This window comes from uncultured Lactobacillus sp. (assembly GCF_902491705.1).
Lineage (GTDB): Bacteria > Bacillota > Bacilli > Lactobacillales > Lactobacillaceae > Lactobacillus.
Genome location: NZ_CABUIW010000108.1, coordinates 1 through 1,965, shown reverse-complemented (window position 1 = coordinate 1,965; position 1,965 = coordinate 1). Strand labels below are relative to the sequence as shown.

The 1,965-nt window shown below is 37.3% G+C and carries 2 protein-coding genes; one reads left to right on the top strand and one right to left on the bottom strand.

The features are described 5' to 3' along the window. Positions 1-515 (top strand): cation-translocating P-type ATPase C-terminal domain-containing protein (locus RDN22_RS11315; RefSeq protein ID WP_308558157.1); only part of this gene is annotated, 515 nt, incomplete at its 5' end. A 146-nt stretch (positions 516-661) separates the two neighbouring features. Here the strand turns inward: RDN22_RS11315 and dltD are convergent. Then, positions 662-1,930: a D-alanyl-lipoteichoic acid biosynthesis protein DltD gene (dltD, locus tag RDN22_RS11310; protein ID WP_049554091.1), complete on the bottom strand. Its 1,269-nt coding sequence runs from the start codon at positions 1,928-1,930 to the stop codon at positions 662-664. Between the last annotated feature and the right edge of the window lie 35 nt (positions 1,931-1,965).

Here is a 1,965-nt window from a genome sequence, read left to right as displayed (position 1 = left end):
GGATTAACCTTATCATGGACACACTTGCTGCCCTTGCCTTTGGTGAAGAGCCTACCCTAGATCGTTACATGAATGAAAAGCCAGTTGCTAAGAAGGCAAATATTCTTACTGGCTATATGAAATCTGCTATTGGTGTAGCTAGCGTCTTCATTACTCTTGTATGTTTAGCTATTCTTAAAAATGTTGGTGGTATCCAAGACTTTATCACAAATGGAACTGGCAACTTTGAAATGGTAACAACATTCACCTTTATAGTATTTATCTATGCTGTCATTTTCAACTCACTTAATACACGTAGTAATGGATTCAATGTTTTTGAACATATCGGCGAAAACAAGAAATTCTCAATTGTAATGATTTCTATTGCTGTCGTTCAAACCTTGATTATTCAATTCGGTGGTAAAGTATTTAGTACCGTTCCAATGGACGTTCAACACTATATCGTTGCTCTTCTTATCGCGGTTTTGATTATCCCTGCAGATTTAATTCGAAAAGCTCTAACTAAAAACAAATAACTATCTGTTTAACGTATTATAAAACTTAAAAGGATAAAAAGGATTGGCGTAATTCCCAATCCTTTTTATAATTTATGAAGGTGATACCGTGGAAAGATCATAACATAAAAAGGCTTTAACAAGCCTTTTTGATTTATTAAGTAATACTACTTAAACTGACTAGGAGCCCCTGTATAACCTGCCCAATCCTTACTATAAAAGCGGTCGTTCAAGTTATAGCTAGGTGCAGGTGTTGGATTACTTACAAATGGATCAACAGCCTTGTCAAAGGCTACCCATCCTTTCCATCCCATATGAATGGTATCTTGCATGAAGTAAGGTTGATCTCCATCTTTTGAGAAGTCAGCAATATTGGTAAAGCCTTGACTTTCTAATTGATAACAGATTTTAGAAACCGTAGCATCATACATTTCTTGACTTAGTCCCGTATAAGCCATCCACTTGCTATTAACAGGTGGGATGACAAAGATGACGTTAGTATTTGACTTAGCAAATTGATTTAACACCAACTGTAGGTCACCGTATTCTTGTGAAACTTCATACGAAAGATTCTTTTGGAACCCTTTAAGTTTACCAATCTTTTTAGCCAAACGTTTCTTATAGAAACGGTCATCGATACCAAAGTCGTTTGACTTGGTATGGGCTTCTGCATCTCTTACGGCAACCTGGTCAAGTGCCTCGTAAGAGAGCTTGTCTGGCAACTCTTTAAGATAAGGAAGAACCTTCTTGTCGTAATTTGCATTATTTGATGCTGCAAAAGGACTGAACAAGGCATCTTCTCGCTTATTAAGCTCTGCCATAAATTGAATATAAGTCTTATCAAGAGAATTTAAATCTTGCCCATTAGCCACTTTAGAAAGTTGAGATTTCATAGTAATCTCAGGTTTCATCTCTAAGATACGCTGAGCAGCATATTGAGAATTTGCATCCGTCTGATTTTGACTTAAGAAACTACTAAGTTGGTCGTTATTATAGAACTGCTGGAAAGCCGCAGAATTGTAACCTTTTTTAGTAAACCACTGTGGTGACAAGACGTAGACTGCTGTCCCATTTTTCAATTCGGGAAGCATTTGTTGCATTCCCAAATATTGGTTTAGAGAGGCAGCCCCACGTTGTCCAATAAAATATGGGCGATAGTTACGGTCATATTTTTCAGCTAAAACAGCTGGATGAAGGGCATCAAAACGCAACCACTCACTAGACCCAAAGAAAGGGACAAATCGATGATTCTTATCAGAAAGAGCTGTCGTCTTATTAATACGACTCTTAAAGTTCTCAGTTGTCAAGGTTACTGCGTTACGTTTTTCAACCTCATAACTATGTTTTCTGCCTTGAGGGTAGGAAAAAATAACTATTACTACCAAGACTAAGGCACAGATTATAGGGCCAAAAATTTGCCATAAACGCTTAAGCATTGCGAAGCTCCGTTACCCCTTCAACAATCTTATTA